Source organism: Sunxiuqinia elliptica (assembly GCF_900113005.1).
Taxonomy (GTDB): Bacteria; Bacteroidota; Bacteroidia; order Bacteroidales; family Prolixibacteraceae; genus Sunxiuqinia; species Sunxiuqinia elliptica.
Window position 1 is genome coordinate 1 of sequence record NZ_FONW01000005.1, and the last position, 26,902, is coordinate 26,902.

The 26,902-nt window shown below is 43.5% G+C and carries 17 protein-coding genes; 14 read left to right on the plus strand and 3 right to left on the minus strand.

Features of this window, described 5'->3' with window-relative positions; genetic code table 11:
* The 6 genes from BM156_RS10970 to BM156_RS10995 all read left to right on the plus strand — a co-directional run.
* The coding region (locus BM156_RS10970) for an alpha-L-fucosidase (protein ID WP_170846940.1) at positions 1-974 on the plus strand (974 nt) is incomplete at its 5' end.
* Between the two features lie 146 nt (positions 975-1,120).
* A complete protein-coding gene (locus BM156_RS10975; RefSeq protein WP_093919928.1) occupies positions 1,121-2,656 on the plus strand; it encodes a sulfatase family protein in 1,536 nt (511 codons plus the stop codon).
* A gap of 442 nt (positions 2,657-3,098) precedes the next feature.
* Positions 3,099-4,661: an arylsulfatase gene (locus BM156_RS10980; RefSeq protein WP_212733492.1), complete on the plus strand. Its 1,563-nt coding sequence runs from the start codon at positions 3,099-3,101 to the stop codon at positions 4,659-4,661.
* A gap of 184 nt (positions 4,662-4,845) precedes the next feature.
* A complete protein-coding gene (locus tag BM156_RS10985; protein ID WP_093920122.1) occupies positions 4,846-6,690 on the plus strand; it encodes a sulfatase family protein in 1,845 nt (614 codons plus the stop codon).
* A gap of 172 nt (positions 6,691-6,862) precedes the next feature.
* Complete coding sequence (locus BM156_RS10990) at positions 6,863-8,269, plus strand: sulfatase (RefSeq protein WP_093919929.1); 1,407 nt, start codon at positions 6,863-6,865, stop codon at positions 8,267-8,269.
* A gap of 127 nt (positions 8,270-8,396) precedes the next feature.
* On the plus strand, positions 8,397-9,953 hold the full coding sequence (locus tag BM156_RS10995) for a sulfatase family protein (protein ID WP_093919930.1): 1,557 nt from the start codon (positions 8,397-8,399) through the stop codon (positions 9,951-9,953).
* Positions 9,954-10,022: 69 nt separating this feature from the next.
* Here the strand turns inward: BM156_RS10995 and BM156_RS11000 are convergent, their stop codons facing one another.
* Positions 10,023-10,433 (minus strand): GreA/GreB family elongation factor, encoded by a 411-nt coding sequence (locus tag BM156_RS11000; RefSeq protein ID WP_093919931.1) that lies wholly within the window; start codon positions 10,431-10,433, stop codon positions 10,023-10,025.
* A 175-nt stretch (positions 10,434-10,608) separates the two neighbouring features.
* The gene (gene rnk / locus BM156_RS11005) at positions 10,609-11,022 is read right to left on the minus strand and encodes a nucleoside diphosphate kinase regulator (RefSeq protein ID WP_093919932.1); all 414 of its coding nucleotides are present in this window, start codon (positions 11,020-11,022) and stop codon (positions 10,609-10,611) included.
* Positions 11,023-11,322: 300 nt separating this feature from the next.
* Between rnk and BM156_RS11010 the strand changes: the two genes are divergently transcribed.
* Entirely contained in the window at positions 11,323-12,021 is a 699-nt protein-coding gene (locus BM156_RS11010) for a MarR family winged helix-turn-helix transcriptional regulator (protein WP_093919933.1), read from the plus strand.
* Positions 12,022-12,110: 89 nt separating this feature from the next.
* Here BM156_RS11010 and BM156_RS11015 read toward each other — a convergent pair whose 3' ends face one another.
* A complete protein-coding gene (locus tag BM156_RS11015) occupies positions 12,111-12,863 on the minus strand; it encodes a FadR/GntR family transcriptional regulator (protein WP_093919934.1) in 753 nt (250 codons plus the stop codon).
* Between the two features lie 133 nt (positions 12,864-12,996).
* Here BM156_RS11015 and BM156_RS11020 point away from each other — a divergent pair, with 133 nt between their 5' ends.
* From BM156_RS11020 to BM156_RS11050, 7 genes are all read left to right on the plus strand, one after another.
* Positions 12,997-16,239 (plus strand): SusC/RagA family TonB-linked outer membrane protein, encoded by a 3,243-nt coding sequence (locus BM156_RS11020; protein WP_093919935.1) that lies wholly within the window; start codon positions 12,997-12,999, stop codon positions 16,237-16,239.
* Between the two features lie 114 nt (positions 16,240-16,353).
* Positions 16,354-17,835, plus strand: a complete 1,482-nt coding sequence (locus BM156_RS11025; RefSeq protein ID WP_093919936.1) for a RagB/SusD family nutrient uptake outer membrane protein — start codon at positions 16,354-16,356, stop codon at positions 17,833-17,835.
* 154 nt (positions 17,836-17,989) lie between these two features.
* Positions 17,990-19,621, plus strand: coding sequence for a sialidase family protein (locus BM156_RS11030; RefSeq protein ID WP_244525735.1), 1,632 nt, complete (start codon positions 17,990-17,992; stop codon positions 19,619-19,621).
* A 91-nt stretch (positions 19,622-19,712) separates the two neighbouring features.
* Complete coding sequence (locus BM156_RS11035; RefSeq protein ID WP_093919937.1) at positions 19,713-21,680, plus strand: family 20 glycosylhydrolase; 1,968 nt, start codon at positions 19,713-19,715, stop codon at positions 21,678-21,680.
* Between the two features lie 20 nt (positions 21,681-21,700).
* Entirely contained in the window at positions 21,701-22,627 is a 927-nt protein-coding gene (locus tag BM156_RS11040; RefSeq protein ID WP_093919938.1) for a dihydrodipicolinate synthase family protein, read from the plus strand.
* A 10-nt stretch (positions 22,628-22,637) separates the two neighbouring features.
* Entirely contained in the window at positions 22,638-23,801 is a 1,164-nt protein-coding gene (locus tag BM156_RS11045; protein ID WP_093920124.1) for a n-acyl-d-glucosamine 2-epimerase, read from the plus strand.
* Between the two features lie 372 nt (positions 23,802-24,173).
* Positions 24,174-26,843, plus strand: a complete 2,670-nt coding sequence (locus tag BM156_RS11050; protein ID WP_212733493.1) for a sodium:solute symporter family protein — start codon at positions 24,174-24,176, stop codon at positions 26,841-26,843.
* Positions 26,844-26,902: the final 59 nt, after the last annotated feature.

The following is a 26,902-nucleotide window of genomic DNA, read 5'->3' on the forward strand; positions in this document are numbered from 1 at the left end:
TTGAAGATGGAAAAGGAAAGTGGTGGGAAGGCCTGAATCCAGCTGATCTGTATGGATTACCACCAGGGCAAAGAACTCCTGAGTATATCGAAAGCGTCAAGCAAAACTGGGTGCTTCGTCACACCGAATTGGTAACAAAATACGATGTTGACATGCTTTGGTTTGATGGTTATGGATTCCCTTACAAAGAGTATGGCAAGCAGGTTTGCCAGAATTTCTTTAATCACAAGCTTCAGCAAAACGGAACAATTGACGCTGTTATTGCCGGAAAATTCTCGAACGAGCCGTCAACTGTTAAGGATATTGAGCGGGGAGGAGCCAGTGAAGTTTTGCCTTACCCCTGGCAGGGAATTACTACGCTTCGTACCTGGTTCTACAAAGAAGATACAGACCGGATGGAGTACAAGCAAAACGCCAGAACCATAATTGAATTGCTGGCCGATTACATGAGTAAAAACGGAAACTTGTTGCTTAATGTCGAACTCTTGGCTGATGGAACCATTCCGGCAGAACAAAAGGTGATGTTGGATGATATTGGCGCTTGGGTTAACCTGAACAGTGAAGCCATTTATGCGAGTAAGCCTTGGCTGATTTATGGCGATAATATCGATTCGTACCTGAAACGAGAAGATGACGGTACCGATGAAACAGACCTAGCAGCCTTGCAAGAACAAAAGAAAACGGCCAATTTCAATGAAAGAACAGTAACTAGCCCAGCTTATGGACATGATGAAGTTCGATTTGTGACCAACAACAAGGCTTTGTATGTAATTGTGCTGAATCCTGAAAAAGGTGATATTGAGCTCCCATCATTAGGTTTGAACTCCGAGCAAAAGCCGGGGAAAATAAACTCAATCAAGATGATTGGTGGAGATCAAACCATTAAATTTCAACAAGGATCAGAAAAGCTTATTCTTTCGGTTCCTGGTGAACGTCCCAATAAATATGCAACAGTGTTTAAGTTGAGAAGATAAAAACTAGTAATAGTCAATAATATTCCTAGTAGCGAGGATTATTTTAAACTCCTCTTGTTTTTATATTCTTAGAAATGTGAAAAAACGACACTTTAATTTACTGTTTATATATATTTGCTTCAAATACGTTAAATAAAACGCTACTCATGAATACACTAAGAAAAAAAATTCCGGGGCTGGTTTCAGCTTCTATGGCAAGTTTGATGCTTGCGTCTTCCTGCACGCCGGGAAGTCAATCCGAAACTAGTTCGCGAAAAACGCCCAATATCGTTATTATCTATGCGGATGATTTGGGTTACGGTGATGTCAGTTGTTATGGTGCAACAGAACTAAAAACGCCCAATATTGATAAGCTGGCAGGCGAGGGAGTAAGGTTCACGCAGGGCTACTGTACTTCTGCTACCTGCACGCCCAGTCGGTATGGAATGTTAACCGGGCAATATCCGTGGCGCAATAAGCGCGCTCAGGTACTCCCTGGCGATGCTCCATTGTTAATTGAGCCGGGCAGTGTAACCCTTCCATCGATGCTGAAAGAGGCCGGATACCGGACGGGGATTGTCGGTAAATGGCATTTGGGTTTAGGCGAGGGTAGTATTAACTGGAATGAAGAAGTTAAGCCTGGGCCCCGGCAAGTGGGGTTCGACTACGACTTCATCATGGCTGCTACAAATGACCGTGTTCCAACTGTTTTTCTGGAAAAAGGCCACGTGGTTGGCTTGGATCAAAATGATCCGATTGAAGTTAGTTACAGGGAAAATTTTGAAGGAGAACCATCTGTTCCCGAGAATCCGGAGTTGATCAAGATGAAATCAAGTCATGGCCACGATAATTCGATTGTGAATGGTATTGGTCGGATTGGTTTTATGAAGGGAGGCGAAAGTGCCCGATGGATTGATGAGAACATGGCAGATACTTTTCTGGTGCGTGCTCAAAAATTTGTTGAGCTAAATAAAGACGAACCTTTCTTCCTCTATTATGCTTTGCATCAGCCTCATGCTCCCCGTGTTCCTCATCCTCGGTTTGCCGGAAAGTCGGGACTCGGACCAAGAGGAGATGTCATTGTTGAAGCAGATTGGTGCATTGGAGAGTTTATGAAGACGCTGAAAGAAAATGGGCTTGACGAAAACACGATTGTCATATTTTCGAGCGATAATGGGCCGGTTGCCGATGACGGTTATCACGATGAATCCGAAACCTTAATGGGAAATCACACGCCTGCCGGACCTTTACGCAGCGGAAAATACAGCTTGTATGATGGTGGTACGCGTGTTCCATTTATTGTGCGCTGGCCAGGACAGGTAAAACCTGGTGTTTCTGATGCCATGGTTTGCCAAATGGATTTCCTGGCATCTTTTGCTTCATTATTGGGGATTCAAATTGAAACAAAAGATAGCGAAAATATCCTTCCTGCCTTATTAGGAAAGACGGAGAAAGGACGTGAAGACCTGGTTGTTCAGGGAATGAGGACCACGGCATACCGTAACGGCGACTGGTCGTTAATCCTTCCGCAGAAAGGGCCTAAAATGGTGCCATGGGGAGTGAAGAATGAAACAGGTTTTGATGCCGATGTGCAACTTTACAATTTGGCCAACGATATTGGTCAAAAGGTTAATGTTGCAAAAGAAGAAGTGGCAAAAGTAGAGGAACTTACCACTAAATATAACGAGATATTGGAAGATTAGGGGGCGTTAGGTATTTCCTAATCTTCTCTGACTTCTTTCAACTAAAAAAGCCAATCTTTTCAGCGAGGAGAGGAATTATTCCTCATCTTTTGACTGTTCGGATTGGCTTTTTTTGTGCCGTCTCTATGGACGAATCATTCGTTAAGCTTTTATCGTTATTTGATCCATTGTGTTTGATCTTTGGTGAGGACGTTGGTGGACTTGCATTGAAAATAATGTATTCTAAAAGTTTGGCAGTCTGAAGTGTGAAAAAAGAATGATCTATTCTGTTTAAATTGAATCTTCAGAATAAAGCAGGGGTGAAGCATAAGACCTGTATTGCTCTTCTCCGCTGATTCTATTCGTTTTTTTGTAGCTTTAAGCCTTGAAGATGGTGCCACTGGGAACGAGAATCATTGGAATAATTCGCTCAAGGAGGCAGCAACCTGATAAAACACTACTCATGAATACACTAAGAAAAAAGATTCCGGGGCTGGTTTCAGCTTCTATGGCAAGTTTGATGCTTGCACCTTCCTGCACACCAGGGAGTCAATCCGAAACTAGTTCATCACAAACTCCCAACATCATTTATATCTTGGCAGATGATTTGGGTTATGGCGATTTAGGCTGTTATGGGCAACAAAAAATTGAAACGCCCAATATTGATGCTTTGGCCAAACGGGGGATGCGCTTCACCCAGCATTATTCTGGAGCGCCAGTGTGTGCTCCTTCACGCTGCGTTTTGCTGACGGGCTTGCATAGTGGACATGCTCAAATTCGAGGCAATGATGAGTGGGCTGACCGTGGGCCAACCTGGGACTTTGAGGCGATGGCCAAAGATCCACGGCTGGAAGGCCAACGTCCGTTAAAGGCAGGAACCCAAACGCTAGGCACCGTATTACAACAGGTTGGTTACAAAACGGCCGTTATCGGAAAGTGGGGATTGGGGGCTCCATTTACTGAAGGAGTTGCCAATAAACAAGGGTTCGACTTTTTCTATGGCTACAACTGCCAACGTCAGGCCCATACCTATTTTCCTCTGCATTTGTGGCGCGATACAATTAAAGAACCGCTGGACAACCGCCTAGTTGCACCGCACAAAAAATTAGCCAAAGACGTTGATAAATACGATCCGGCATCCTATGAAGATTTCTGGTTAACCGATTATTCGGCTGATTTGATGCAAAAAGAAGCCATTCGTTTTGTCAAGGAAAATAAGGAAAAGCCTTTCTTTTTATATTATGCAAGCCCAATTCCGCACGTGCCTTTGCAGGCGCCTAAGCGTTGGGTTGACTACTATGTGAAAAAGTTTGGCGACGAAGAGCCTTATACCGGAAATCAAGGCTATTTCCCGCACCTAAATCCCAAAGCTGCCTATGCCGCTATGGTTTCTTATTTGGATGAGCAGGTTGGCGAATTGGTGGCTACCCTAAAAGAAGAAGGAATTTATGAAAATACAGTGATTGTATTCACCAGCGACAATGGACCAACCTTTAATGGAGGAACCGATTCGCCTTGGTTTGATAGCGGCGGCCCCTTCAAAAGCGAACGAGGCTGGGGAAAAGCTTTTGCCACCGAAGGAGGGCTACGTGTTCCGATGATCATTCAGTGGCCGGGGAAAATTGAGGCTGGTTCTGAAACCGATCATATTTCTGCCTTTTATGATGTTTTGCCAACCTTTAGCGAATTAACTGGCGCTGAGCTCAAAGATCCTGTTGATGGAATTAGCTTTTTACCCGAGGTAATGGGTAAAACTGATCAAGCTAAGCATGATTTTCTGTATTGGGAGTTTCCCGCATCGGGCGGTCAGCAAGCTGTTCGAATGGGAAAATGGAAAGGCATCCGTCGGAATATTTTCAAGGATAGCATGCAGGTCCATCTGTACAATTTGGAAGAAGATATTCAGGAGTTGAATGATGTTGCTGACCAACATCCGGAAATCGTTCAGCAAATTGAACGTATTTTTGAGCAGGAACATGAGCCGGCAGAACTTGAAAAGTTTAAGATTAAACAGTTAGGTGATTAGTTCCATCGTTCACCGGTGAGGCATTTTACTAAATCCTTAAAGTTAAATAGATTACTTCAAATGTCTGACAGCCTGAAATCAGAATAAGCTACTATAAAATGAATTTGAATGGGAATTGACTGGAAAGGATTTGAAGAATGCTGTGAGGTCGATTGCTACAAACGATAATAAATACAACAAAAACATGAACCATTCAGTATTATCAGCAGGATTATTGCTTTGTACGGGTGTAGCAGCAGTAGCTGCTCCTGCTAATAAGAAGAAGCCCAATGTCATCGTTATTTTAACTGATGATCAGGGAAGTATCGATGTCAACTGTTATGGAGCGAAAGATTTGACAACTCCTAACATGGATAAGTTGGCGAAAACCGGTATTAAATTTACACAGTTTTATGTGGCGGCACCTGTTTGTTCGCCTTCAAGAGCATCCATGCTCACGGGAATGAATCCGCATGCTGCTGGCTTGCCGGGCAATGCTTCTTCGCAGGAAGGGAGTTCGGGCATGCCAACCGACCGGGTTACCATCGCCGAAGTCATGAAACAGGCTGGCTATGCAACAGCCCACATTGGTAAATGGCACGTTGGTTATACGCCGGAAACCATGCCTTTGGGACAAGGTTTCGACTATTCATTTGGACACATGGGCGGATGTATCGATAACTATTCGCACTTCTTTTACTGGAATGGCCCAAACCGTCATGACCTTTGGGAGAACGGCAAGGAAGTTTACCGTGAAGGAGAATATTTTGGCGACCTGATGGAGCAGAAAGCCAAAGATTATATTGAAAATCATCAGGATGAGCCATTCTTTATGTATTATGCGATCAACATGCCGCATTATCCGCTGCAGCCCAAGGCAAAGTGGCGGGAGCATTATAAAGATTTGGACATGCCCCGGAGGGACTATGCCGCTTTTGTTTCAACGGTTGATGACCATATCGGACAGTTGATAAACAAGCTTGAAGAGTTGAAAATGCGGGACAACACCATCATCATCTTCCAGTCCGATCATGGACACTCGACCGAGGTGAGAACCTTTGGCGGTGGTGGTAGTGCAGGCCCATTCCGTGGCTGTAAATTCTCCTTGTTTGAAGGAGGAATCCGTGTTCCGGCAATTATCAGTTGGCCCGGTCGCCTTCCTCAAAACGAAGAGCGCCATCAAATGGCTTTCAACATCGATTGGTTGCCAACCATTGCTGAGTATTGTGGAATTAAAGAGCTGCCTGAAGGCGTTGAAGGACACAGCCTTTCACGGGTGATTGAAAAGAAGAAAGAATCACCTCATCAGCTTTTCTTCTGGAAAAGTGGTCCTGGTTGGGCCGTCCGGAAAGGCGATTGGAAGTTGATCGGTTATCCACAGGATCCATCGAATGAAACAAAGTTGGACTTTGACAAAGATTTGTTGTTCCTGGTGAACCTGAAAATGGATTCTACGGAGATGACCAACCTGGCAACTCAGTATCCAGAGAAAGTAGAGGAATTAAAGAATGACTATTTGAATTGGGAGTATGCCAGTCCGGAAGACATTCCAACCAAGCGATTGCAGATAAAGCACAAAGCGAATGGTAAGAAGGTAACAATTGAGTCGGCTCCGCATGCGAAGTATAAGGCCAATGGTGCAGCATCGCTGGTTGATGGCGAAACCGGAACCCGCTTTTTTAGTGATGGATTTTGGTTGGGCTTCGAAGGAAATGACCTTGTTGCGACAATTGATATGGGAAAAACAGAAGTCATTAATGAAATCTCAGTTGGTTCTATTCAGGATGCAGAATCATGGATTTTCTTCCCGGAATACATTGAAGTTGCTTGGTCAGCTGATGGAAAACAGTACAGTAAGCCGGTGCGAAAAATGGTAGAGCCTTTGAAAAGTGCAGGGCAAAAATCCATCCGAAGGATTGCTCTTCAGCAAGAGGATATCAACGCTCGCTTTTTGAAAGTGACAGTTAAAAGTTACGGGAAAGTTCCAGTGTGGCATTCCGGAAAAGGTGGAAAAGCCTGGCTGTTTGTCGATGAAATAGCCATTCAGTAAATTCAAAGTTAAAGAGTTGAAGTTTGAAATTTAGAGCCAAGAATCAGGAGCCAAGATTGGCAGGTATGAACCGTCGAAAGCTTTCGAACAGACTTTTGAGTTGTCTGGATACCTGATCATTCGAAGTCTTGATTCTTGACTCTTGATTCTAAAAAAATATAAAATCATAACAATGAAAGTTGCTCTTACAGGCTGTGCTGTGTTGGCTGGATTGGCTTCAAGTGCTGTAGCTGGCAACCCAAAGTCAGATCGTTTACCCAATATCGTATTGATAAATGTTGATGATATGGGTTGGCGCGATGTCGGTTTTATGGGATCTGAATATTACGAAACGCCCAACTTGGATAGCTTGGCAGCTAAATCGATGGTGTTTACCAATGCCTATGCGGCGGCGGCCAATTGCGCCCCCAGCCGGGCTTGTTTAATGACTGGGCAGTGGGCATCGAGGCATGGCATTTATACGGTTGGCACTTCGGAACGAGGCAAGAGCAAAGACCGGAAACTAATTCCTACGGCCAATACAACAACCTTGGCAGATGAAGCGTACACTTTAGCCGAAGCCTTGCGCAGTGCCGGCTACCTGACTTGCTCAGCCGGGAAGTGGCATTTAGGAGATGATCCTTTGACGCAAGGATTTCTGGTAAATATTGGCGGGAGCCATGCTGGGAATCCCGGCAGTTACTATCCACCTTATCGAAATGTGAATTTGGAGGCTGAAACGAATGGAGAATACCTGACGAATCTTATTGGCAAAAAGGTGGTGGAGTTTGTTTCTCTGGAGCATCAAGCACCCTTCTTTTTGTACTACGCTCCTTATGCGGTTCATACGCCTATTCAACCGGTAAAGCACTTGTTGGCGAATTACGAAAATAAAAAAGCCTGGAATGGACAGGATAATGCCGCTTACGCAACAATGGTTGAAAACCTGGATATTCAAATTGGACAATTGCTAAAAGCTTTACGAGAAAATGGGCAGATGGGTAATACCTTGATTTTATTTACTTCTGACAATGGAGGTCACTATGGCATAACCAAGCAATGGCCGCTTCGGTCAGGTAAAGGAGCTTATTACGAAGGTGGAATCAGGGAGCCCATGTTTGTTTATTGGGCAGGGAAAGTTGAGGAAGGGGCGCAAACAGATGTGCCTGTTTCTAACTTGGATTTTTACCCAACCTTACTTGAAGTCGCAGGAGCCAAGTCCGCTGACAATCAGATCTTGGATGGCCAAAGTTTGTTACCTTTGTTAACAGGCGAAGAAAAAGAGCTTGAGCGCCCGCTTTTTTGGCATTTCCCCGTTTATCTTGAAGCTTACGGCCTCAACGATCAGTCAACACAGGATCCTTTATTTCGAACAAGGCCGGGATCAGCCGTTCGGATTGGAGACTGGAAGCTGATTCAGTATTTTGAGAACAATGATCTAGAATTATATAACTTGAAAGAAGATATTGGGGAAAAGGATAATTTAGCAGAGAAGTATCCTGAAAAATGTAAGGAACTATTGACGATCCTTGAGCAATGGCGGACGGATACAAATGCTCCGGTGCCTGATCAGCTGAATCCTGATTATTCAATAAACTAACGATTGATAATTACTACTAACAATTACACTTATGAAACGAGCATGTTCAAATTAGTAACATAGATACGGATGATTGATTTGATGCGAGTTCCATGAGTTACCATTAAAAAATGAATAATTTAAACGAATGAAACTTGGAAATGTATTAAAAACGTCAATCCCCATGGCTTTGGCCGGCTTGGTTGGATGTAGTGAAAAAGTGCCGGAAAAACCCAACGTGGTTGTTATTTATGCCGATGATATTGGTTATGGCGATGTGGGGTGCTACGGTGCAACGGCTGTAAAAACTCCTCATGTTGATCAACTGGCTGCCCAAGGTCTTCGTTTTACCAATGCTTATGCTTGTGCTGCAACCTGTACGCCTTCGCGTTATGGTATGCTGACGGGCCAGTATCCCTTCCGCAGAAATGATACAGGTATTGCCCGTGGCGATGCTCCGATGATTATTCGTAAAGAGCAGTATACCGTGGGAAGCCTGATGCAGGATGCTGGTTACAACACGGCGATGGTTGGGAAATGGCACCTTGGTTTAGGAGAAGGAGGCTTTAATAATCAGGATTGGAATGGTTTTATCACGCCAAACCCTAACGATATTGGTTTTGGTTATACTTATTTTATGGCTGCAACGGCCGACCGGGTACCTTGTGTGTATATTCAGGACGGGCATGTGGTTAACCTCGATCCCGAAGATCCGATTGAGGTGAGCTATACCACGCCTTTTGAAGGAGAGCCTCTGGGCAGAACACATCCGGAGTTGTTGAAGATGCATCCAAGTCATGGACATGATATGGCCATAGTGAATGGAATAAGCCGGATTGGTTACATGCGTGGAGGAAAGTCTGCCTTGTGGACAGATGAGAATTTTGCTGATTCAATTACCAGCAAGGCTGTGGAGTTCATTGAGCGTAACGATCCGAAAGTGACCGGAAAACCATTTTTCTTGTATTTCGGAACCAACGATGTGCATGTTCCGCGTGTTCCCAATCCTCGCTTCGTTGGAGCAACGGATATGGGGCCAAGAGGCGATGCAATTGCGGAGTTCGACTGGTCGGTTGGTGAAATTCTAAATACACTGAAGCGACTTGGCCTGGATGAAAATACCATGGTTATCTTATCCAGCGATAATGGTCCGGTGGTCGATGATGGATACCAGGATCAAGCTGTTGAACGTTTGGGAGACCATAAGCCGGCAGGACCTTTGCGTGGTGGAAAATACAGTGCATTTGAAGCCGGAACCCGTTTGCCGTTCATTATTCGCTGGCCTGAAAAAATTAAGCCCGGAATATCAGACGCAGCAGTTAGCCAGATTGACCTGATGGGGGTTTTAGCTGGCTTAACCAATCAACCCATCCCGGATAATGCAGGACCAGATAGTTTTTATGAGTTGGATAGCTGGTTGGGACAAGATCAGGATGGACGCGAATACGTCATGCAACAGGCAGGTACCTTGTCAATTGTCGAGGGTGACTGGAAATACATTGTTCCTTCAAAAAGAGCTCGGTATAGTGCTAGTGTTGATATTGAAACGGGTAATGATACGGTTCCTCAATTGTACAATCTGAAAGCCGATTTGGGGGAAACCAATAACCTGGCAGCAGCCAATCCTGAAATCGTACAGCGCTTGAGTGAAAAGTTAAACGCTGTAAAAGAAAATACAGTCACCCGTCCAAAGGTCGTACAATAGAAAGAAAGCAATACTCTAATGGATAAAAAAGCATGAACCCGATTTCTCGAGTTCATGCTTTTCATTTTTTTATGCTGTTTTTACAGTAAAGTGTCCGTTGGCTTCAGGCTGAAATGGGATATCAAGAATTTTAATCTGATTATCTTTTTTCCAGGTGCTGTAAGTCACTTCATCACCAATCCTACTTAAAAAAACAGCAATCCCCAAGGCGGAGAAAATAGATAGTTTATGTTCTCTGATATTTTCCCATTCGGGATAAACCAACTTCATATTCAATACCGTTGTGGTATTGACTTGCTTGAGCTGTACAACCGAGTTCATCGTTACCACATCTGAAGGAATCTCCTGAGGAGGAACCTTTTGAGCTTTGCCAAGCTTTTCTCTTAGCATATTAATAAACTCAAATTTGGTATAGTAAGCTTGCTCAATTGTTCTAAGCTGTTGCGTAATTTTGTCGAAGTCGATAGTTGATATCAGCATAGCTACTATTTCTTTTTGCGTTTAGCTACTTTCTCCTCTGCTTTTTTCAGCTTTTTCTCATGCCTTTTTTCTTTGATACTCTTTTGGGGAGTTTTCAGATCATTACCTTTCTTTGCCATGTTTAAAAAATTTAAATGATTAATAAATAAGACACTTCATGAGAATGAAGGGATATCTAAGTGGTGTATTCACCATTTGCTTCAGGCTGATAGATGATTTTGGTAATCTTCATTTTTTTGGTTCCTTTCGGAACTTCAAATGAGATGGTACTGTTGACTTTGTAGCCCAGTAGTGCAATTCCCAAAGGCGACAAAATAGAAATGCGCCCTTTTTTGAAGTCTGAATCCTGAGGATAAACCAGTTTCAACACCATGGTTCTTTTGGTGTCCGGATCAAGAATTTCAACTTCTGAGTTCATAGTAACATAGTCAGCTTCCATTTTCTTGGACTCGACTCGTTGAGCCCGTCCTAATTCTTCGCTCAGGAATTTCAGGTTTCGAATTTCAACGCTTTTATCGTTTTGGGTGGAATGAACTAGTTTACTTAAGCGTACAAAGTCTAATTCAGTAATTATTATTTGATTATCCATAAGTGTATAAGATTAAATTATTAAAAAGAATAAATGAATCTTGAAAAATGAACGTGCTGTTAACCGGATACGGCTAAAATGAAAAACAAGGAACTACCCCACAGCAATGGGTAGCACCTTAATGGGTGTTTTGGGTATGATTAATGCGTGTTTTAACATGATCAATTGTTCTTCGGTCTGATCAAAAAAGTGTTTCTTTAATCAAAATAAAATCACAATAAAAAACGGATACGACATAAAAATATCGCATCCGATGTAAAAGTAAGCAATCTTTTATATTTTTACAAAAATTTCGGGCGAATGAGGAGCAAATACGATTTTCTAAAGCAGTTAATTGATTTATATGAAGAGTACGAACAAGAAGAAAAACACCTAAACCTCTTAGGATTTGCGCAGTGGACAATTAATCGGTTGGAGGATGAGCCCGATTTGAATAAGGGACTGAGTCCCCGAATAAGGCAGGAGAGTGAAAGTTCATCGACTCCATTTCTGAATGATTTAAATGACAAAGCCCGTTTTTTGGAGCTTGTTTCCAGAATTGCGCGCTACCATGAATTTTACACACGCAAGGCTTTAAAGGAATCAGTGATCAATACGCGCCTCGAATTTTTATTTTTACGAACGATCGACCAGCTGGAGCGGGCGCGGAAAACGGATTTAATAAACACCTACCATCTGGAATATACAACCGGGATGGATACGATCCGGCGATTGAAAAACAACGGTTTGCTTTACGAAGTGCCTGATGAAGCAGATAAACGAGCCAAGCTGCTGGAACTAACTGATAAGGGAAAAGAAGTACTGGCCCTTTCGGTGAAACGTTTTAACGATGAAACGACCATGTTTTTTGCTGCAACCAGCGAAAACAAATGGAAAAAGGTATTGCCTGCTTTGGTTGAGCTGGAAGATATACACAGCCAGGTGTACCAAAAACACAACGACAAGCCATTTGCCGAATTGGCTAACCTGATGGATTCTCTCAAGCGGTATTATAAATAGTTTCTACAAGGTAAAAACCAAGTGGAGCTAAATGATTAGCCCGGAATATCATGATCTATTCCGGGCTTTTTCTTAATTAAGCAAGCATTTTATTTAGAATCTGTGCTTACAGAGTCTTTCTTCCCATGTTGTTCCAGAGTAAAAATTCGTTGAAAGTGGTTTTCCAGATGCTTACGCATCGCCATACGGAACTCGTCTGGTGAGCCGTTTTTCAGGGTGTCCACAATTCCTTTGTGAGATATGTATCGCTTATTTTCAATTGGTTTGTGAATGAGGCCGCTATCGTAGACATAGTTGAATACCGGAAGCAAAATTTGCTGGAAGTTACGCAGGGTCTCATTGCCTGTAATTTCATAAAGCTTCCCATGAAATTTGATTTCATGACTGATGTCGAAAAGAATATCTTCGCTGAATTCCGGTTCTTCATCAACAATGGCCTCTAACTCCTCAATATCTTTGGGGGTTATTCTCCTGAAAATTAAATCTCCCATTCCAATCTCAAGCACCAGTCTGAGCTCAAAAATATCTTTCAAGGTGCTGTTGTCAAGGATGTGCGGAATCATTGATTTTTGAAGCAATACCGATAAATCCGGGCTTTTGATAATCGTCCCTTTGTGCTTTTTCGATTCGATAATTCCCATGGTTTTTAGGCGGTTTAGCGATTCACGGATGACCGTTCTGCTTACGCCCATGGTATTAACCAACTCCATCTCTTTAGGAATTGAATCACCGGGTTGCAACTCTTTTTTAATAAAGAATTCAATCAGGTTCATTTCTACTTTATCAACTAAACTCCGTGTATCAACTGCCTGTAGTAATGTACTTAGATCTTCTGTGCTCATACTGAATGGGATGAATATGTATTACTTAAGACACAAATTTCAGAAATATTTTGGAATAAAAAAACAAATCTCTACTTTTGAATCGTCTTATGTCATACATAAGGCAATTGAGAAAACTTAACACGCATTACTTATGAAGAACAAAATTCGAACTTTATTTTCGTTTGGTTGGCTGCTGGCTTTGGTTATGGTGAGCAGTTATGCGTTTGCACAGCAAACAGTTACCGGTCGGGTAGTAGAGGCGGCAACCGGTGATCCTCTGCCAGGAGCAACAATTCTTGTTTCGGGCACTTCAACAGGAACAATTACCGATTTTGAAGGTAATTACTCGCTGGCTGTTCCGGAAGGGAGCAAGCAGCTTGAATTTTCAATGATTGGTTTCGAACACCAGTTTATTCAATTGAATGGTGCTGCAATCGTTAATGTAGCGATGAAAGTGAAAACTACAGCTTTAAATGAGGTGGTGGTTACAGGTTATACCACGCAGTCTCGCGCAGAGATGACGACCTCAATTGCAAAGTTGGATACCAAAGTGTTGGAAAGTGCTCCTCGCTCTAATGCGGCAACTGCCTTGCAAGGAACAATTGCCGGACTGAAGGTGACGCAAACAACTGGCCAGCCCGGATCGACACCTAGTCTGGTGGTTCGTGGAGGTACAAGCTTTTCAGGCACAGGAAGTCCGCTGGTTTTAATTGATGGTGTCCCCGGATCGTTCTATGCTTTAAATGCTGACGATATTGAATCGATGGAAGTATTGAAAGATGCTGCATCAACAGCAATTTACGGGGCTCGTGCAGCAAATGGTGTTATCTTGGTGACAACTAAAAAAGGCAAAGTTGGCAAATCGAACATTACTTTTCGGGCGAAGTTTACAAGCAATGAACGTCGCGAAGATCCGATGGAGTATCTGGGAGCTGCTGACTATGTGAAGTTTAACCGCTTGGCCGTTAAGCAGGCTCAGGATGTGATGGGCTATGCTTGGTTAAATCAGTTTTTAACCGGGGCACACGCTGCAGCAACGGGTAACAATACCACAAACTCGATTTATACCACGATGGTATTGTCTGATGATAACAAGTACTTGCTGAATTTTGATGGTTGGCAGACCATTGATGATCCTGTAAATCCGGGAACAAGCTTGTTGTTTCAAGCCAATAAGATGAATGAGCTGTTTTATCAGGATAGCTATGCTCAGGATTATAGTTTGTCTTTTGACGGCGGAAACGATAGAGGAACCTATTACCTGGGACTTGGTTTCCTGGATGATAAAGGCTTGGTTTTTGGATCTTCGTTTAAACGTTATTCAGGTACGTTCAATGCTTCTTATAAACTATCGGACGCATTGAAAGTTAGCTCTAACCTGATTTATGCACACTCAAGTCAGAACTTGCCTTTTGACAGTGAATACAACTTATTTCAACGGACAGCTGGTCTGGCTCCAACGTCACGCATCTATAATAATAATCCGGATGGGAGCTTGTCGAGCGAGTACCAGCCAGGCACTTACCTGGGATTTGGAAACCCTCTTTATTACCGAGATAAGTTTATTCGCTACAATTTAGAGCAACGGTTAACAGGTTCAGTTCAGCTTGACTACAATTTTCTGAAAGACTTTACAGCAACAGTTCGTGGAAGTCATTTTTCGATCAACAATTCCAACGAAGCTTTCAATAAGGCCTATTTGAATTCGGGACGATTGAATACCGAAAGAATATCATCTGCCAGTCACAAGCGAACTTTGCGTAACCAGTTGACGGCAATGATCAACTTCAGGAAGAAGATTAATAAGCACCACAATGTGAGTGCATTGCTTGGAGCAGAATATTTTGAAGAGAATTATTTTGAAATGAAGGCGGCTACGAGGCTTTCGCCAACCGATTTGATTTATACCATGAATGTAGGATCGGAAGCTAGCGGTGTGCCTTCTTCTTACCGTACGGGGTATGAGATTGCTTCTTTGTTTGGGCAGGCCAACTACGATTACGATTACAAGTACCTGTTGGGTCTGACTTTCCGTTACGATGGAACTTCTCGTCTGGGAAATAATAAATATGGCTTTTTCCCTGGAGTATCCGTGGGATGGAACGTACACAACGAAGATTTCTTCCAGCAGTCGGCAATTAAAAATACGATTACCAAAATTAAACCTCGTTTGAGTTATGGGGTTAACGGTAACATTGATGTACTAAGCAACTTTGGCGTTTTTGGAAGGTATGGCAAAACATCAATTTACGACACACAAGCGGGTTATGCAAACAATGGCTTGCCTTTGCTCGACCTAAAATGGGAACGCTCAACAACCTTGAATATGGGATTGGATGTTGGCCTGTTGAATAACCGCTTGATTTTGATTGCGGATTACTTCGTTCGCGATGTGGAAGATAAGCTGGCAGATTTGACCTTGCCACTTTGGACCGGTTTTTCATCCATTACCACCAATAACGGAACGCTCCGCAATAAAGGGTTGGAGTTGCAGCTGGATGCAGGTGTGATTGACACGGATGACTGGAAATGGAACCTCGGATTGACTTATTACCGGGTGCGTAATTTCGCACAAGATTTGCCTGAAAATGGGGTGGATAAAAATCGTCAGGGAGGAACTGAAATTTATGATCCTGCAACTGGAGAAACCAAGTATGTTGGCGGTTTGCAAGAAGGAGAACGTGTCGGTTACGATGTAATTACAGGTTATGTGTTTGATGGTGTTTATCAAACCCAAGCCGACATTGATGAACATGCTGGCCGTGTGGTCGAGTTTGCAACGCAAAAAGATACGCGCTTCCTCGGAGATACCCGCTGGAAAGACATGAATGGAGATAACGTAATCAACTACCTGGATCGGGTGGTAATTGGCCGTAGAACTCCCGATTTTACAGGAGGTGTGACCTCTGATTTGAGCTATAAAAACTTCAACTTGTTTGTAAAAACCGACTTTGCCGTTGGACATTATATCATCAATGGTCGTCGGGTAAAAGGAATTGCACAAACGCAGGGAAACCAAAACGGACCACTGGAAATTCGCGATTCATGGACTCCGGAGAATCCAACGTCCAATGTTCCAATCTTTACTTTGGTTGATCGTCAGCGAAACCACTTGGCAGCAGGAGGAGACCAAGGTTCCATGGACAATAGCAGTTCCAGAATGTGGGAAAAGGGAGATTACCTGGCTTTACGGGAAGTTACCTTGAGTTATGATCTGAATGGAAAGCTGGTCAATAACTACTTCCAAAATATGAGACTTTATGTAACAGGTGCTAACCTGGCTTATTTCAATGGGTTTTCAGGAAGTTCACCCGAAGAGTCAAGCAACGGAATTGACTCGGGAAGATTTCCTTTGCCTCGCACATTTACCTTTGGCGTAAATGTTACCTTTTAAGAGAGATATGGAATATGAAACACCCATGACAAAGAAATTTGACACATACAATGATGATTGAGATGTCTCATCTAGTGTCCTGATTCTTATGTCTTGGCTCTAATTTTTAAACACATGAAGAAATATATCTTATTACTAATAAGTATTGTCCTGCTAGGAGCTTGCGAGCTGGACATGCAGCCTGAAAGTGATCTGACCTACAATGGCTTTTGGGATACCGAAGAAGCTGCACGAGCAGCACATGTAGGAATTTATGCCAGTTATAGGGGTTATGCCAATACCTTGTGGCAAATGGGTGAACTACGCGCTGATGTATGGGGAGGCAATACCATTGAATCACCTTCTGGAATCGATCTGATTGAGAATAACATCAGCACTTCAATTGTCCATTTTAATAACTGGGCCAATTTCTATGGTCTACTTCACTACATCAACGATTTCATTAAAAATGCACCAGGTGTGGCGTTTGCCGATGAAGCAGACAAAAACCATATGCTTGGGCAAGTGTATGGCTTACGGGCTCAGATTTACTATACAATGCTTAAAGCTTGGGGAGATGTGCCAATTAGCACAGAACCTTTGCTGGAAATCGATTTGGAAGCTTTGAAGAAAGGTCGGGCTCCAAAAGCTGAAGTGATGCAGCAGGTAAAGAATGATCTTGCAAAGTCGTTGGAATATTTTGGGAATGATAACAGCATGTGGCTTGGCAAAAATACCTATTGGTCGAAAGCGGCTACGCTCACTCTGAAAGGAGATGTGTATTTGTGGTCGGGCAAGGTGCTTGGTGGTGGAAGTGCTGATTTTACTGAAGCCAAAAGCGCATTGAATCAAATTGCTGGTTTTAATTTGGTGGATTACGCTTCACTTTGGGGACAAGACAATGAGAATAACGAAGAGTTTATTTTCACTTTTGACTATCAGCAAGATCAAGCCGGTAACTTCTATGCTTCGTTTACAGGGCGCGCGGTTGATTTGGCCGGGCTGTTTGACGATTCAGGCAATTCGGTTGGTGATTTGGTTGTGAATGGTGCAAGTCGTTTTGGCCCATCGGATAAGCTGCTGTTGGCATTGGATGATCCCAAAGATGCCCGTAGAAATACCTTCATTCGCTTGTACGACGATGGAGCTGAGCATTTTCCGTATGTTGCCGGTGATGAGCGTTACAAGGGAGCTGTTTTGAATAAGTTTTTGGGAATTGTTGGTGATGATGGCTTGAGAAAGAACTACAACAATGTGCCTTTGTATCGTTATGCCGACGTATTGTTGCTATTAGCCGAAGCAAAAAATAACCTGAATGAAGATCCTTCGGCAGAGATTAATGCCGTTCGGGAACGGGCTTACGGGGCAGATTTTGCAGCTTACTCCTATTCGAATGGGACACAAGAGGAAAATACCCAAGCCATCCTGAATGAGCGATTGAAAGAGTTTGTAGGAGAAGGTAAAAGATGGTGGGACCTGGTGAGAGCTGGTGATGGAATCGTGTTTGATGAAGTGCCCACTTTAAACGCAGCTGAGGCTTACAAAATCTATTATTCAATTTCACAAGGAATGTTGGCGAATGATTCTGAGTTGACTCAGACCGAAGGTTACAAATAATGTGCTGCGAACCAATCGTTGTTCAGCAGTTTTTCATAAATTAGTTTGTTATAGCCGGAGTTTGAAATGAACTTTGGCTATAACTTCACTTTACGTTTATAGAGTTCTTTGCTTAGAAAAAGGAATACCTGACCAATTTAAAATTTTGATTGACATGAGAAATTACCTGCTTATTTTATGGTGTGTGTTGATGGCCAGTTTGCCTGGTTGTTCCGGGGCACTTCAAACGGAACTTGAAGGAGTGGATGAAATGCTAATTCAACAAAAGAAGGTCCCCTTATTTATTGAAAAAGAAAATCAGGATGTTTTTCAAATTCACCTGGATCTGGAGCAGGCGATGACTTACGATCTACAAAAAATAACCTTAATCCTTTCCGAAGGAAGTCAAACCGACTTTGTTAAATCAATTGATGTGTCTTGGACTGCCGAATCATCGCAGGATACCACTCAAAAAGAGTTTGGGAAAGCAACACTTATTACCGATGAGAAAATTGAAATTGAAGGAGCAGAAACACTCACCGAGGGAAGTCATTCATTGTCTTTTCAGTTTGTTTTGAAGGATAATGCGGCTCTGGTTCAACGCTTTTCTATTGAAAAAGCAATTCTAAAATTGGACCGAAAACAACTGGAAATTGCCGTTGATCATCCGTTTGCCTATCGGCCAGCAAAAGTGCTTCGTGCGGCAGGGCAGGACCAGTGCGATACCTATCGTATTCCCGGGTTGGTAACAACGAACGTGGGAACTTTGATTGCTGTTTACGACAATCGTTACAACAATAGCAAAGATTTACAGGAAGACATCGACATCGGTATGAGCCGTAGTACCGATGGTGGTGAAAGCTGGGAGCCCATGCGTGTGATTATGAACATGGGAAAATGGGGTGGCCGTTCGGAGCGACTCAATGGTATTGGCGATCCCAGTGTGTTGTATGATCATGTCACGGGGACAATTTGGGTAGCTGCCCTTTGGATGAGCGGAGCCACCGAGAAAGACATGCTGTGGTGGGCTTCAAAGCCGGGCTTAAGCCCGGAGCTTACCGGACAATTCATGGTCGCTAAAAGTACCGATGATGGGCTGACTTGGTCAGAGCCAATAAATATTACCGAGCAGGTAAAAGATCCCGCTTGGCAATTACTGCTACAAGGGCCCGGAAGAGGAATTACCCTGGAAGATGGAACCTTGGTTTTTCCTGCACAGTTTAAGGCTGATATTGGAGAAAAAGCACTTGATGGAGGACAGTATACCTGCCATTCGACCATTGTTTTCAGTAAAGATGCTGGTGAAAGCTGGGAAATTGGAACTGGCGCCAAAGCGAATACAACCGAAGCGCAGGTGGTGCAATTATCGGATGGCAGTCTGATGTTAAACATGCGCGATGATCAAAACCGGAAAGACAAGTCGGAAACAAACGGTCGAGCCGTTGCCGTGTCAACTGATTTAGGAACAAGCTGGGAGCTTCATCCAACTTCAAATTCAGCTCTGCAGGAGTCTAATTGTATGGCCAGTATTATTGCTGCAGATATCGAAATCAAAGGAGAAAACAAACGGGCATTGTTCTTTTCAAACCCGAACAACAAACATAAGCGTACCAACATGACCATCAAAGCGAGTTTGGATGATGGAATGACTTGGCCTGATGAAAATCAATTGGAGTTGAATGAGGAAGGAGGCTATGGTTATTCTTGCATGACCATGGTTGATGAAAAGACTGTTGGTATTTTGTATGAAGGGGTGAAAGCGCTTTATTTTCAGAAGGTCCCTGTGGCTGATATCATTCAAGAGTAATAAACGCAATTGTTCGTTAGGTTTATAGAGCCATCTTATTTTACGATCTTTTGATACCTAGCGATCACGTGAAAAAACTAAAGCCTGAATTTTGAAAAATATCCGAAAATATTACCAAGCTCTGATTGTATTGCTGGCTATAGGAGTGCTTCTGTCTTGTCGTACTCAAAGTGATTATACACCGGCCTTAATTCCCATGCCTCAGCAAGTGGAATGGAATGAGCAGCTGTTTAACCTGGAAGATAGTACAACCTGCTTTGTCCAGCGAATTGTTTCCAATCTACCACAGGTTCAGCGACACAGTGAAGAGGCTTATGCATTGACTGTCTCATCTGATTCTGTCATTTTAGAGGCTACGACTGAAACGGGAATTTTTCGCGGGTTGCAAACCATCAAACAGCTTGCTTTCGAGCTAAATGGGAGGCGTTATTTAAAGGGATGTACCCTTGTTGATTGGCCGGCTTTTGCGGTACGTGGATTCATGCAGGATGTAGGGCGGAATTTTCAGAGCATAGATATGCTGAAAGAGCAAATTGATGTGCTGGCGGCCTATAAGTTTAACGTTTTTCATTTTCACGTGACTGAGAACCCCGGGTGGCGTTTGGAAAGCAAAAAATATCCGCAATTGAATGCGGCGGAAAGCATGACTCGCCAAAAGGGTAAATACTACACGCAGGATGATTTTAAAGAACTTGTGGCTTATTGCTTGGAGCGAAAAATCACGCTGATTCCAGAGTTTGACATTCCGGGACATAGTGCTGCTTTTCGAAAGGCTTTTGGATTTGAGGCGATGAGCGATCCTCAAGTGCAACCGGTGTTGATTGATTTGATTGATGAATTGTGCAGCTTGGCTTCGGCAGAAGTTATGCCCTATATTCATTTGGGAACTGATGAAGTCTGGCACAATTACGAAGAGCCAGCTCCAACGTTGCTGCCAGCTCTTGTGGAGCGTGTAACGCAACATCATCAGCGAAAATTGATCGTATGGCGCCCGGGGCAGCACATCGCTGAAGATTCCGTTTCTATCACACAGCTCTGGTCATCAGGCGGGCATCCAAAACCCGGACATCCATACTTGGATTCACGTTTAAACTACCTGAATCACTTGGATCCATTGGCCGGAATTCCTCAGTTGTATTTCGAACGTATTAACGGGGCAGAACACGGCGATTCGTTGCGTCTTGGTGGAATCCTCTGTTGCTGGAACGACAACAATGTAAATGACGCGTATGCTATTTTGAAAAAGAATCCTGTTTATCCGGGCATACTTACCTACAGTGAAACTTCGTGGACAGGTCAGAAACAGGTACTTGGAGAAAAATATTTGGCAAAACTGCCGGAGAAAGGCAGCTCGCTGTTTAATGAATTCTGTGAATTTGAGGATCGCCTGATTCAGCATCGCGATCGATATTTCGAAGGAAAGCCTTTTCCTTATGTGAGACAGACTTCTATTGAATGGGAAGTTTTGGGGCCGATAAATAATCAGGGGAATGTCGATGAGCAGTTTTCTGTTGAAAAGGCTTTGCAGGACAATTACCTGATTGATTCGGTGGCGTATGGATGGCGGGGACCTTTTATTGGAGGGACGATTCATCTGAATCATTTTTTTGGGTATCCATCGTACTTTCCTAAAAAGGAAGGGACTTATTATGCACGCACAGCAATTTGGTCGCCCAAGGAGCAGACCGTGGGAGCCTGGATTGGCTTTCATGATTGGTCACGCTCAGGAGGTCGTCGAGGAGGTCCTTTTCCGCAGGATGGTGAGTGGCACAACACGCATCCGAAGGTTTGGCTGAACGGCGAGCTCGTTGCTCCACCAAAATGGAATAATCCGGGCTTGGAGAGCAATACTGAAGAAATTCCATTCACCGATGAAAACTATTTTTTCAGAAAGCCAAGTTCCATTCTCTTGAAAAAGGGCTGGAATGAAGTTTTGCTGAAAATACCCGTGAAAAAAGAAACTTGGAAAAGGATGTTCACGTTTGTGCCGATCCTGGAAAAAGACGGGACAGCGATGGAAGTCGAAGGGTTGGAGTATTCAACCGAGATAGAAAAATAAATGATTAACACGATAAAAAGATGATAACTAAAATTGAGGGACTTATTGCAGCGCCATTTGCTCCAATGCTTCCAGATGGAACGGTTAATTTAGATTTAATTCCTGATTACTATTCTTTTTTACAGAAGAATGGGGTGGTGGGAGCTTTTATTAATGGATCGACAGGTGAAGGCGTGTCGCTTTCGCAAAAGGAAAAGCAACAAATAACAGAAGCTTGGACGCGGCAGAATAAGCAGCACAAGGCACTAAAAGTGATCAATTTGGTGGGAGGTACCTCTTACCAGGAGTGTATCGAAAGTGCGCAGGCATCAGAAGAAGCAGGAGTGGATGCAATTGCAATTCTGGCTCCGTTCTATTTTAAACCGACAACTGGCGGGCAGTTGGCTGAATTCTGTGCGCAAATCTCTGAGGCAGTTCCCAACCTGCCGGTTTATTTTTATCACATTCCGGTTTTGACGGGATGCCAGGTAAGCATGTTTGATTTCATACAGGCAGCTGATGGGATGATTCCAAATTTAGCTGGAATTAAGTACACGCATGAGGATTTTATGGATTTTCTGACTTGTTTGAATTTCAAGGATGGGAAATACGACATGCTGTGGGGACGAGATGAAAATCTGCTTTCAGCTTTGGTATTGGGCGCTCGAGGGGGAGTTGGAAGTACGTTCAATTACGCTGCACCTCTTTATCATGAGCTCATTAGAGCTTACGATGAAGGAAATTTGCTTGAGGCGCGCAAGCTTCAGCAACAATCAATTGATATGATTCGCCTGCTCGGCAAATATGGAGGCATCGCCACTGGTAAAGCTTACATGAGGTATGTGGGCTTGGATTGTGGAGCGTTCCGTTTGCCTGTCAAAAACATGACCAATGAGGCTTATCAACAATTTGAAACTGACGTACGTGCTTTAGAAATGGAGCCGTTTTTTTCAAAAATACAAGATTAAAACAATGGCCATGGATTTTGAAAGTTTAGCAAAGCAATATCAAAAAGAATTGCTGGACAAGGTGATTCCTTTTTGGGAGAAGAACTCAAAAGATGAGCCATTTGGGGGCTATTTTACGTGTTTGGATCGGCAAGGCAAGGTGTTTGATACCGATAAGTTTGTCTGGCTTCAGGCGCGGCAAGTTTGGATGTTCTCGTCTTTGTACAATCGGGTAGAGCAAAAGCCCGAGTGGTTGGAAATGGCTGAGCATGGAGCTCGTTTTTTGATGGAGCATGGGCATGATGGACAGCTGAACTGGTACTTCTCGCTTAACCGGGTAGGAAAGCCGTTGGTGCAGCCTTACAACATTTTTTCAGATTGCTTTGCGACTATGGCTTTTGGTCAGTTGTATCAGGCGACTGGGAATGATAAGTATGCCGCTATTGCCAAGCAAACTTTCATGAATATTCTGGCGCGGGAGAATAATCCCAAGGGACAGTACGATAAACTGGTTCCTGATACCCGTCCGTTGAAAGGCTTTTCGCTTCCAATGATCTTGTGTAACCTGTCTTTGGAAATTGAGCATCTCCTTGATTCGGACTTGGTGAGTCAAACCATCGATGAAGCAATCTATGAGGTGATGGAGGTATTTTATCAGCCAGAGTCAGGATTGATTTTGGAAAATGTGACACCTGAGGGGCATTTTTCGGATTCCTTTGAAGGGCGTTTGCTAAATCCGGGACATGCCATTGAGGCCATGTGGTTTATTATGGACTTGGCTGAGCGGAAAAAGGATGAGAAGCTGATGCAGAAGGCTGTGAAAATTGTGTTGGATACGCTCAATTATGGTTGGGATCAGAAATTTGGCGGTATTTTTTACTTCCTGGATGTGAAAGGTCATCCAACACAACAGTTGGAATGGGATCAGAAATTATGGTGGGTGCATATCGAAACACTTATTAGCTTGATCAAAGGTTATCAGCATACCGGAAGCAAAGAATGTTTGCAGTGGTTTGAAAAAGTTCACGATTATACCTGGTCGCATTTTGCCGATCCTGAAAATGATGAATGGTTTGGGTATCTGAATCGTCGGGGGGAGGTTTTGTTGCCTTTAAAAGGTGGTAAATGGAAAGGTTGTTTCCATGTTCCCCGAGGACTTTATCAGGTGTGGCAAACGCTTGAAAAATTGAAGTAATAATTGTTTTTGAAATTATCTGAAAGTCCGTGTTTTGTTGGATTTTTAGACTAGATACTAAACTGGCCAAGCCAGAACCAGACAGGGAAGAAGTTCGGAGTCCCGGGGTTCAAAGTCCGAATTTCCAATTTCTATTTTCAAGTCCTGTTTGAGGTTGTTTAAAGGGGCTGGAGTTTCAGGTTCCTATTGTTTTAGGTTGCGGGGCGTTGGGAGTTTGAAGTTGTTTGAAATTCAAGATTTGAGATTCAAGATTGTCCGAACATCTGAAAATCTGAGCATCCCAAGTTTTGGTTCTTGATTTTAATTTCCAATTTGTCCGAACATCTGAGAACCCGAATATTAGAACATCTCTTAGATAAATATGACTAGAATATGAGTACGATAAAAGGAGTCTTGCGAATGGATATGATGTCGAAGTTTATTTTAGCCTTGACCTGTTGGTTTATTGGTTTGGGGCAAGCTGTTCAAGCGCGGGAGCAGATTAATCATGTCGAGCAAAATAGTTTTGATTTATTTGAAGAACTTGGAGGAAAAGTAGGACAAGAAGGTGTGGCCGGAGCTTTTGTGGGCGTGCATGGCGATGTGTTGATTGTTGCAGGCGGTTCTGCTTTCCCGGAAGGAAAGCCATGGGAGAATGGACAGAAATATTTTTCCGATGGCATTTATGTGTTTCAGCGATCGGGTGATGGTGATTTTACCTTGCTGAAAGAAGAAAAGCTCTCGCAAGGAATTGCAGAAGGAGCGTCTGTTAGTTTGGCACAAGGTGTTTTGTGTATCGGGGGGCAAAGTTCTTCAAGCTTAAGTGAACAAGTAGTTTTGCTCGCTTGGTCAAACGGTCAGCTCGAACGGCAAGGGTTTCCACAACTTCCTGTGGCTGTTAAAAATGCAACGGCAGCGGTCATCGGAGATTGGGTTTATCTTGTGGGAGGACAGAGTGAGTCAGGCGCCCTCGACCAATTCCTGGCATTGGATCTATCCAATAAAGAAGCTGGCTGGCAGGAGTTACCCAATTTCCCTCATCCAGTGACGGGGGCAATGGCTATTGCTCAAATGGATGGAGAAGAAGTGAGTTTGCATGTATTTGGAGGTCGGGCAAAACCAACAGGGGCCTCTAGAACGACCTTCTATGCTGATGTATTTCGTTTTTGTCCTTCCAATGGTAAATGGGAGCAGAAGAAGCCCATCCGATTGTCTGGAGGAGAATCTCTGTCGTTGGCCGTGGGAGTTGCTGCACGTGTTGGGGCTTCGCATGTTGTTTTGTTAGGCGGTGATTCAGGTACTACCTTCAATCAGGTTGAGGACGCAATTAGTCAAATGGAGGCGGGAGACAAAAAGGCGCAAGTCCTGCGCGATTCCTTGTGGATGACTCATCCTGGGTTTAATAAGCAGATTTTGATCTACAATACGGTTACTGATTCGTGGTTTGAGGGAGGTACTTGGCAGGGAAGTCCGGTAGCTGTAAGCTCATCGGTTTGGCTGAACGGTTCTCTGCTTATTCCCGGAGGCGAGATTAGGCCTGCTACTCGAACGCCTAAGCTTCATGAAGTTCGATTTTCAGTGAGCCCGGTCTTTGGTTGGCTCAACTATTTGGTGCTGGGCGTTTATTTTATCGGCATGCTATTGCTTGGTTTCTATTTTATGAAGCGGGAAAGCAGCACCGATGATTTCTTTAAAGCGGGAGGACGTATTCCCTGGTGGGCTGCCGGAATTAGCATCTTTGCAACAACTTTAAGTGCGATTACATTTATTGCAATTCCTGCAAAATCGTATGCTACCGATTGGCGAATGTTCATGTTTAACATGGCCATCATTTTCATTGCTCCGGTTGTCATTCGTTATTTCTTACCCTTTTTTCGTCGATTTAATTTTGACACCGCTTACCAGTATCTCGAAGCGCGTTTTAATAGAGCTGTGCGTTGGCTGGCTTCTAGTTTGTTCGTGTTTTTTATGGTGAGCCGAATTGCCATTGTGCTTTTCCTGCCCTCTTTGGCATTGAATGCCGTAACCGGATTTAATATTTACCTGGCAATTGTTGTGATGGGAGTTGTGACCATTATTTATTGTACCAGTGGTGGAATTGAGGCGGTCGTGTGGGGTGATGTCATTCAGGGAATTATTTTGGTTGGCGGAGCATTCATTGCCCTTGCTTTTATGTTGGCAGGTGTTGATGGAGGTTTGAGCGGGTTTCTGGAGATAACTGCAGAGCAACAAAAGTTTCATACGTTTGACTTTCGGTTTGACCTCTCGCAGCCTGTGTTTTGGGTCGTCATGATTGGAGGCTTGGCGAATACCTTGATTTCTTATACCAGTGATCAAAGTGTGGTTCAACGTTATATGACAACAAAAGATGAGCATGCGACCGGCCGAAGTATTTGGTTGAATGGTTTTTTGAGTATTCCGGTGAGTATTATTTTCTTTCTGCTGGGAACCGGTTTGTATGCTTTCTATACATCCAACCCAGACCAAATGGCCATTGTTAATCCGAATATCGATTCTGTTTTTCCTCAGTTTATTGTGGCTGAAATGCCAGCAGGTATTGCTGGATTACTGATTGCTGCAATTTTTGCGGCGGCAATGTCAACCTTGTCATCTAACATCAATTCGGTGGCTGCGGTAATCACCTCCGATTTCTATAAAGTAATGGTGCCAAAAGCTGCACTTGCTAAAAATATGGCTGTTGCACGCTGGTCTGGAATAACTGTTGGGGTGTTGGGAATTATGATGGCTTTGGTGTTGGCTACTTGGAATATCGCGTCCCTTTGGGATCAGTTTAATACCTTTCTAGGTTTGCTGACTGGTGGATTGGCGGCTTTGTTTGTAATGGGAATTTTCTTCCCCCGAATTTCTGGAAATGCGGCTCTTTTAGGTGTTGTTGGTGGATTATTCGTGTTGGTGCTGGTTAAAAATCATACGAATCTGTCTTTTCTGTTGTATGGTTTTGTCAGTATTGTTGCCAGCGTCTTGTTTGCTTGGCTGGCCAGCTGGATGCTTCCTAACCGGAAGTCTATCGCTGATTTTACCTGGAAAGGTCAGCGTGTTTAAATGTCGTGGCATTATAAAGCAAGCCCTGCAGGAATCACTCCTACTGGGCTTGCTTTATT

Bases quoted from the DNA above. Each gene is read 5' to 3' on its own strand.
- BM156_RS11045 (WP_093920124.1), top strand. From the start codon at position 22,638: ATGGATTTTGAAAGTTTAGCAAAGCAATATCAAAAAGAATTGCTGGAC.
- BM156_RS11010 (WP_093919933.1), top strand. From the start codon at position 11,323: ATGAGGAGCAAATACGATTTTCTAAAGCAGTTAATTGATTTATATGAA.
- BM156_RS10990 (WP_093919929.1), top strand. From the start codon at position 6,863: ATGAAAGTTGCTCTTACAGGCTGTGCTGTGTTGGCTGGATTGGCTTCA.
- rnk (WP_093919932.1), bottom strand. From the start codon at position 11,022: ATGGATAATCAAATAATAATTACTGAATTAGACTTTGTACGCTTAAGT.
- BM156_RS10995 (WP_093919930.1), top strand. From the start codon at position 8,397: ATGAAACTTGGAAATGTATTAAAAACGTCAATCCCCATGGCTTTGGCC.
- BM156_RS11000 (WP_093919931.1), bottom strand. From the start codon at position 10,433: ATGCTGATATCAACTATCGACTTCGACAAAATTACGCAACAGCTTAGA.
- BM156_RS11040 (WP_093919938.1), top strand. From the start codon at position 21,701: ATGATAACTAAAATTGAGGGACTTATTGCAGCGCCATTTGCTCCAATG.
- BM156_RS11025 (WP_093919936.1), top strand. From the start codon at position 16,354: ATGAAGAAATATATCTTATTACTAATAAGTATTGTCCTGCTAGGAGCT.
- BM156_RS10975 (WP_093919928.1), top strand. From the start codon at position 1,121: ATGAATACACTAAGAAAAAAAATTCCGGGGCTGGTTTCAGCTTCTATG.
- BM156_RS11050 (WP_212733493.1), top strand. From the start codon at position 24,174: ATGAGTACGATAAAAGGAGTCTTGCGAATGGATATGATGTCGAAGTTT.
- BM156_RS11030 (WP_244525735.1), top strand. From the start codon at position 17,990: ATGAGAAATTACCTGCTTATTTTATGGTGTGTGTTGATGGCCAGTTTG.
- BM156_RS11020 (WP_093919935.1), top strand. From the start codon at position 12,997: ATGAAGAACAAAATTCGAACTTTATTTTCGTTTGGTTGGCTGCTGGCT.
- BM156_RS11015 (WP_093919934.1), bottom strand. From the start codon at position 12,863: ATGAGCACAGAAGATCTAAGTACATTACTACAGGCAGTTGATACACGG.
- BM156_RS10980 (WP_212733492.1), top strand. From the start codon at position 3,099: ATGAATACACTAAGAAAAAAGATTCCGGGGCTGGTTTCAGCTTCTATG.
- BM156_RS10985 (WP_093920122.1), top strand. From the start codon at position 4,846: ATGAACCATTCAGTATTATCAGCAGGATTATTGCTTTGTACGGGTGTA.